The organism is Ferroplasma sp. (assembly GCF_037442045.1).
Classification (GTDB): domain Archaea; phylum Thermoplasmatota; class Thermoplasmata; order Thermoplasmatales; family Thermoplasmataceae; genus Ferroplasma.
In genome coordinates this window covers 1-7,113 of the sequence record NZ_JBBIRC010000056.1, presented here as the reverse complement: position 1 = coordinate 7,113, position 7,113 = coordinate 1, and the positions used below count along the sequence as shown (strand labels likewise).

The following is a 7,113-nucleotide window of genomic DNA, read 5'->3' as shown; positions in this document are numbered from 1 at the left end:
ATTAATATCACACATAATCATTCTTGCAGGTTTGCTATTTTTTAAAACCTGGAGTGAAAAATATCCAATGCCACAGAACATATCCAGAACCAGCATCCCGGTAAATTTCATATATTTCATTTTACTTCTTGTATTAATGTTTCCTGGAGAGAACATAACCCTCTGTAAATCAAAAACATATTTAATTCCATATTCTGTAACTTTTGTCTCTCCTCCTTTTCCGTAAAGCAATTTCAATGATGGTTTTCTTTTAACTCCTTTAATTTTTCCAGTTTCCAGATATATGTTATCAATTGAATGCTGTGAGGCATAAACGCTTGCAGTTTTAATGCTAACTTTGCTTTTTAAGATTATTGAATTTCCCAATCTTACATAGGGAAGTGCCATTTTTTTTCTTCCTGCATTTTCCGTTTTCCCCATTTTATTGGACTTAAGTATAGATCTGAGTTTAAAATTATGAATTATTGAACCTTCAACTGGTTTTATTATCGGAATGTAGACTTTATCACCTGACTGCTCAATTCTATAGTTTATATCCAGTAATTTCTTATATCTCGCATCTTTTATGGCAGCATTTGCAGATGATTTATCCGATACGATGCAATTTTTCTTCATAACAGTATATTAAAACATCAAATTTAATATTTTTAAAAGTAATTTCTATGGATTAAACATAAGTATTTTTGTGTAATGTATAATAATGGTTTTACAAGCAGAACTGGTAGAAATTAAAAGCAAAGCACTGAAAAATAATGCTCTTGGAGATCCTGAAGAACGAAAAATTCTTGTTTTTCATCCAGAAGAAATAGTTCCAGATTCTCCTTTACTTATAGAATTAGCAGGCCTGAATGGCACTCCTAAACTCAATAACAGGTTTTCCCAGGTATTGAACAAACTTTACAAAAAGGATCTGCTTGGCAATGCTGTTATAATTAACCCAGATTTTTCTACAAAATATCATGTGAATCAGTATATAAATTCACCTGCTGCAGGAAATTATGAAGATTTTATAATTAAAGAGATTATACCATTTATCTCAGAGAAATTTAATACAGGCAAAACTGCACTCTTTGGCAAATCTTCCGGAGGTTTCGGTTCATATGAACTTGCAGCAAAAAATCCAGAAGTTATTAATGGATTTGCAGATCATTTTGGAGATAGCGGGTTCGAATACGTTTACATACCTGATATACCGGTTGCATATAGAGAACTTCATAATAAAGACATAAAAGAATATTTAAAAGAAAAATCAACAAAAGAAGACCTTACTGATGATGAAATACGTACACTGAATATAATAGGAATGTCCGCGTTTTATTCATATAATAATGGGAAAGATGCGGGATTTGATTTGCCTTTTGATCTTGATACAGGAATGTTTCGGGAAGATATCTGGAAAAAATGGTCAGAATATGATCCTGTGAAAAGCGTAGATTCCTACATTAACAATCTAAAAAAACTTAACGCCATATATCTTGATGTTGGTACAAAGGACGAATACAGCCTTTATATGGGAATCAGGTCATTGCATAAAAAAATGGAAAATAACAATATAGATCATGAATACAAAGAATTCAACGGCGGCCATTTCTACAATACGTCAAGATATGAAGAGTCTCTTCCGTTTTTGGCAAAAAAGTTGCAAAAAAATTAAAAAAATTATTTGAAAGTTTCAAGTTTTTGATACATATTCTTAATATGTTCCACTTCACTTTCAGTCAATTCACCAGCATTATCCATTATATATTCTACATAATTATCCATTTTTGCAAGAATTGATTCTATGCTGTTTTCATTTGCATTCCATGGAAATATAGTTCCCTTTACTGTTTCTTTTCCTTTTTCAGTGGCTTTATAGTATTTTTTGTTATCTCTTTCGCCCAGATCTAAATATCCATCGTCATGCAGTTTTGCCAGTGAAGGATATATAACTCCCGGTGAAGGTATCCATCTGCCTTCTGTCTTTTCACTTACCTGTGCTATAACGTCTGCACCGGTCACTTCTTTTTCCGAGGCCATGCTCAATATCAGATATTTCAATCCAAAACCGCGCATTCCATTTCCGTAGTAATTCCCACCAGAATATCCCCCGTGGTGATTTCCATGCATTCCATGGTTCATTTCATTTCCGTGATGCATTCCATGCATTCCCCGGCAATCTTTTTCGCTGTTTATTCCTTCATTTTCTTCCATATAGTTTCTTCTTCCATACATTTGTATCACCTAATATCTATTTACGACCAGAACATCTTCCGTGATGCATTCCATGGTTCATTTCATTTCCGTGGTACTCTTCGCCAGAACATCTTCCGTGATGCATTCCATGCATTCCCCGGCAATCTTTTTCGCTGTTTATTCCTTCATTTTCTTCCATATAGTTTCTTCTTCCATACATTTATATCACCTAATATCTATTTACGATATCTAATATAGATATCACTGAGCGATATATAAATCTATCCTTTCCATTAAAGCAGTATAAAAGAATAAATCCTTAAATAGAATTTAGAAGTATGAGATCAACAGAATTATTTAAAGAAGCAATGGAATTATTTCCTATGGGAGTTAATTCACCTGTAAGATATTATTCTCCAGAGCCCGTAATGTTTCAACAGATGTATGGTTCAAAAGCAATAGATGTTAATGGCAGAGAGTATATTGACTATTCTATGGGTTTTGGCCCAATGATTCTTGGCCATGCAAATAAATTAGTATCAAATTATGTAAAATCCCAGTTAGATAAAGGAATTCTCTTTGGCTCTATAAGTGAAAATGAAATTAAGCTGGGAAAAACAATTAAAGATGCCGTAAAATCAATTGAAAAATTAAGGTTCACAAATTCTGGCACTGAAGCTACAATGCACGCAATAAGGCTTGCTAGGGGATTTACCGGAAAAAAATACATAGTTAAAATGGAAGGAGGTTACCACGGTGCACATGATTATGCACTCATAAAATCAGGAAGTGGAACAATGACTTTTGGAGTTCCATCATCAGCGGGAGTTCCGGATGAGGTATCAAAAACTGTGCTTATAGGCCAATATAATAACATGGAAAGCATAGAAAAATTGTTTAAAGAATTCGGAAATAATATTGCAGGAATTATTACAGAACCTGTGCTTGGAAATATCGGTGTTGTGAACCCTGAAGAGAATTTTCTGAAAGGTTTGAGGGAAATAACCGAAAAATACTCATCGTTATTAATATTTGATGAGGTAATAACTGGCTTCAGATTTGGATTTAAGGGCTATCAGAACATTATTGGAATAAAGCCTGACATTACAACAATGGGCAAAATTATAGGCGGTGGCGCTCCTGTTGGCATGTTTGGCGGCAGGTCTGACATAATGGATCATATATCGCCTGCAGGAAATGTATATGAAGCGGGCACATTTTCTGGAAATCCATTGACCATGTCTGCAGGAATAGCAACACTTGAACAGTTAAAAGGCATGGATTATTCTAAAATAGACAACTATGCTGCTACACTTGAAAAAGAACTTGGAGCAATAATCTCAGAATATAATATAGATGCAACAATAAACAGGTGCCATTCCATGTTCCAGATATTTTTCAATAAAAATAAAGTGATTGATTACAGTACTGCTATTGCATCGGATGCAAAGAAATTTACTAAAATGTTCCACATGCTGCTTGATAAAGGCATATTCTTCCCACCAAGCCAGTTTGAAACTGAGTTTGTCAGTTTCGCGCACTCAAAAGAAGACCTGGAAAATACCGTAAATGCCTTCTCATCGGTGTTGAAATGCCTTTAATTATTGGAACAAGAAATAGCAAGCTTGCCCTTATTCAGGCAAATACAGTAAAAAATGCACTGGAGAATAGAGGTTATAAAGTTGAAATAAAAGGTTTCACATCAGCCGGCGATGCAAATAGAAGTATCCCATTATACAGGATGAGCTCTACCGGAGTTTTTGTTGATGAACTGAATGCCAGAATACTCGGTGGTGAAATAGACCTTGCAGTTCACAGTGCCAAGGATATACCATCAAATATCCAGGAAGGGCTTGAAATTACATCTACAATAAAAAGAGATGATTTCAGGGATGTATTAATTTCAGAAATACCATTTAAAGAAATGGAAGAAGGTTATATTATAGGAACATCCAGCATGCGCAGAATCAGGCAGGCAAAAACATTAAATTCAAAAATAACTGTCTCTGATATAAGAGGAAATATTGACTCAAGAATATTAAAATATACTGAGAAAAAATATAACGGTATAATAATAGCAATGGCAGCCTACAATAGAATGGCATTGAACATTAAGCATTTTATTCTTCCTGAAGACCAGTTTCTGCCTGCACCAAACCAGGGCATAATTGCAATAGTTGGAAAGAAAGGATCAAAACCATCTGCAATCTCAAAAGAGATAAATCACAATGAAACGTATAAGGATATGAAAAATGAGCGTTTCATTTCCACTTCCCTTAATTTAGGCTGTTCCATGCCTGTAGGAATTCTTTCACTAAATGGAAAAATAAGGGCAAGATTTTATTCTCTGAAATCCGATTCGTATAAAGACATGGAATTCAACACTGATAATCTGGAATCTGCTGTAAATGAAATAATGGAGGAGATAAAATATTATGGTTACTTCTAAATATATAATAACTACCAGGCCAGAAATTAAATTCAGCCCAGTAAGAACAGAGTGTATATCTATAATAAATATACCTTTAACTGAACTACAGGAAGATGGTTTCAATGGAAATGTTGCAGAAGAAATAGCAAAATATAAGCCAGAAATAATAGTTTTAACCAGTTCATTTGGAGCTTTATTATTTTTCAAATATTATTATAAATACGTAAATAGCCCAAAATTTATAGCCATAGGCAACCAAACAGCTGAAATAATTAAAAAATATGAAGGAAATGCAGAAGTTCCCACGGCCAAAGACTCATATGGAGTTACAAACCTTTTATCAAAGCATAGCAATGCAACGATAGCATTGTTTAGAAGCAATGAAACAAACAATATAATAGATGATTACTTATCCAGCAATGGCATAAAATTCCATGAATATCATATTTATAAGGTGATGAAGCTTGAAACATCTAAATTAAAAGATCTTTTCTTTTCTGACCAATGTACAGGAATACTTATAACATCATCAATGGAAGCGAGAATATTCCATGATGCCATCGGCCTTTCAATTGATGGTAAAAAAATTTATTCTATAGGGGAAATTACAGCAAAAACACTTATCGATCTTGGGTACAATGTTTTTTTAACAGGAAAATCAGATTTTGAAAATATGATTAAAGAAATAGATAAATAAACTGCAGTAGCGGGGAATGGATTTGAACCATTGGTCTACGGGTTATGAGCCCGTCGGGATCTCCTGACTACCCTACCCCGCTATATTTCCATATTGCAGGAAAGAATATAAACTTTAACGAACTTAATTTCCGCCAAAGCTTTCTTCTATCCTTCTGAACTTCAATTCCCCTGCGTTTTTTTCAAGATATGAATAAACTGTTTTATGTTTTCTTCCCTGCAAAATCATATTAACAGCTTCTCTAGCGTACTGAATTGATATAAAATCCCCGATTATTGAAACAGTATTTCCACTTATAGAGATATATGTTCCAGTTAATTCTTCTATTATTTCTCTGGTGTGCCCTTCCTTGCCTATTAATCTGCCCCGTATCTCTTTAATCCTCTTGGAATCCTTGTTTACAAATTCTTTTATTGATATTACTATAAGCTGAACACTATCATTGAATAAAAGCATGGCTTTTTCGGGATTAAATCCCCTTGCAACAGCCTGAACAACGTTCAATGCTATAAATGCCTTTAATGGGTCATTTTTTTGATAAACTGTTACAGATGCATTTTCTGAGTCTATATCCAGCTTTGCTTTGCCTTCTTCTTCTATTTTTGCCTTTACTGCCCCTTCTTTTCCTATAAGCACCCCTATTCTTCCATATGGAATTTTAATATTTCCTATCTCAATCATTTATATCACCTTTAACATAATCATAGAGTTTTGAAGCATCACATTCAACACCTTTTTTATGGAAAAATGTTGTAATATTCGTTACATCCCTTTTAAGGAATTCATCTGCCATAGGATGTTTTGTGGATACTGATTGGCCAACATCAATTATATATGGTTCCTTTCGATAATAAAGGATATTATACTCGCTCAGGTCTGCATGAACAAGTCCGGCCTTATTATACATTTTCCATATATAACTCCTTAACTTAATATAAATTTCATTAAAGTTATCATTCAAATCTTTAATCTGGGGAGCTGGACTCCTTGAAGTGCCAAGGTAGGACATGAGAAGGATATTTTTATAAAAACCATAAGGTTTTGGCGCATGGATTGCTGCATTTTTCAAGCTTTGAAGGTTTGTATATTCCTTTTGTGTCCATACATATACAACATTTGACCTGGTTATTTTTTCCTTATCAAATCTATAGTCTCCTTTTATGTATTCCATAGTATTGGAAAATTTTAGAGTAGACATTTTATAAATCTTCATGGCTTTTGTACTTTTATCTCTCAATTTAACATTAAATATTAGAGATTCTTTTCCGCTTGATATGGGAAAATCTATGTAATCTACATTATATTTTTTAATAACCTCATACATCGCGTTTAATGTTCTTCTATCGAAGACAAGCCCATATGTTTTTCGGTCAAGGTTCAATCTGTTAGAAAATTCGTCCGATTCAATTAATTGTTTCAGTGCACTTTTATCATTCATTGAACACATCTATGATTTCTGGCAACATTCTGTTCCTGCTCAGATACATGGCCTGCGTTCTGGTATATCTGTAAACTATATCCCCCTTTTCGTCCTGAAAATCCCATGGTTTTACTATAACAAGGTCGCCCTCCCTTATCCACATTCTTTTTTTCATTTTTCCTGGTATTCTGCAATTTCTGGTTGAACCATCTTCACACATAACAGTAAGACGTGATGCACCGGATAGAGTTTCCACTATTCCATATATCTCTCCTTTCCTTTTATTGGGTGTAATAACCCTCGTAATATTTTCTCCAGTATTCTGTTTTTTAGTATCCATATATATAATACATAATCATACGCATGGATATAAATATAATCAATTAATGG

General features: G+C 33.7%; 9 protein-coding genes, 1 tRNA gene and 1 pseudogene. 4 read left to right on the top strand and 7 right to left on the bottom strand.

Annotated elements, in window-relative coordinates:
• Window positions 1–615: pseudogene (locus WKI77_RS06785) on the bottom strand (hypothetical protein); the annotation flags it as partial.
• 85 nt (window positions 616–700) lie between these two features.
• On the opposite strand from WKI77_RS06785, the gene WKI77_RS06780 reads away from it, so the two are divergent.
• Window positions 701–1,654 carry an alpha/beta hydrolase-fold protein gene (locus WKI77_RS06780; protein ID WP_337861071.1) on the top strand — a complete coding sequence of 318 codons (954 nt, stop codon included), beginning with the start codon at window positions 701–703 and terminating at the stop codon, window positions 1,652–1,654.
• Window positions 1,655–1,659: 5 nt separating this feature from the next.
• Here WKI77_RS06780 and WKI77_RS06775 read toward each other — a convergent pair whose 3' ends face one another.
• Together WKI77_RS06775 and WKI77_RS06770 are read right to left on the bottom strand one after the other, a co-directional pair.
• Window positions 1,660–2,214: a PadR family transcriptional regulator gene (locus tag WKI77_RS06775; RefSeq protein ID WP_337861070.1), complete on the bottom strand. Its 555-nt coding sequence runs from the start codon at window positions 2,212–2,214 to the stop codon at window positions 1,660–1,662.
• Between the two features lie 16 nt (window positions 2,215–2,230).
• Window positions 2,231–2,395, bottom strand: a complete 165-nt coding sequence (locus WKI77_RS06770) for a hypothetical protein (protein WP_337861069.1) — start codon at window positions 2,393–2,395, stop codon at window positions 2,231–2,233.
• Window positions 2,396–2,513: 118 nt separating this feature from the next.
• Here WKI77_RS06770 and hemL point away from each other — a divergent pair, with 118 nt between their 5' ends.
• From hemL to WKI77_RS06755, 3 genes are read left to right on the top strand one after another with little or no spacing between them, the layout of a single operon-like run.
• Window positions 2,514–3,776 (top strand): glutamate-1-semialdehyde 2,1-aminomutase, encoded by a 1,263-nt coding sequence (gene hemL, locus WKI77_RS06765; protein ID WP_337861068.1) that lies wholly within the window; start codon window positions 2,514–2,516, stop codon window positions 3,774–3,776.
• Complete coding sequence (hemC, locus tag WKI77_RS06760; protein WP_337861067.1) at window positions 3,767–4,624, top strand: hydroxymethylbilane synthase; 858 nt, start codon at window positions 3,767–3,769, stop codon at window positions 4,622–4,624. Before hemL ends, hemC begins: the two co-directional genes overlap by 10 nt.
• Window positions 4,611–5,303, top strand: coding sequence for a uroporphyrinogen-III synthase (locus WKI77_RS06755; RefSeq protein WP_337861066.1), 693 nt, complete (start codon window positions 4,611–4,613; stop codon window positions 5,301–5,303). Before hemC ends, WKI77_RS06755 begins: the two co-directional genes overlap by 14 nt.
• A gap of 7 nt (window positions 5,304–5,310) precedes the next feature.
• On the opposite strand, the gene WKI77_RS06750 is transcribed toward WKI77_RS06755, so the two are convergent.
• From WKI77_RS06750 to eif1A, 4 genes are all read right to left on the bottom strand, one after another.
• A tRNA-Met gene (locus tag WKI77_RS06750) sits at window positions 5,311–5,385 on the bottom strand.
• Window positions 5,386–5,426: 41 nt separating this feature from the next.
• Window positions 5,427–5,984, bottom strand: a complete 558-nt coding sequence (locus tag WKI77_RS06745) for a KH domain-containing protein (protein ID WP_337861065.1) — start codon at window positions 5,982–5,984, stop codon at window positions 5,427–5,429.
• Entirely contained in the window at window positions 5,977–6,741 is a 765-nt protein-coding gene (locus tag WKI77_RS06740; RefSeq protein ID WP_337861064.1) for a serine protein kinase RIO, read from the bottom strand. Before WKI77_RS06740 ends, WKI77_RS06745 begins: the two co-directional genes overlap by 8 nt.
• A complete protein-coding gene (eif1A, locus tag WKI77_RS06735) occupies window positions 6,734–7,063 on the bottom strand; it encodes a translation initiation factor eIF-1A (RefSeq protein WP_337861063.1) in 330 nt (109 codons plus the stop codon). Before eif1A ends, WKI77_RS06740 begins: the two co-directional genes overlap by 8 nt.
• Window positions 7,064–7,113 lie beyond the last annotated feature (50 nt).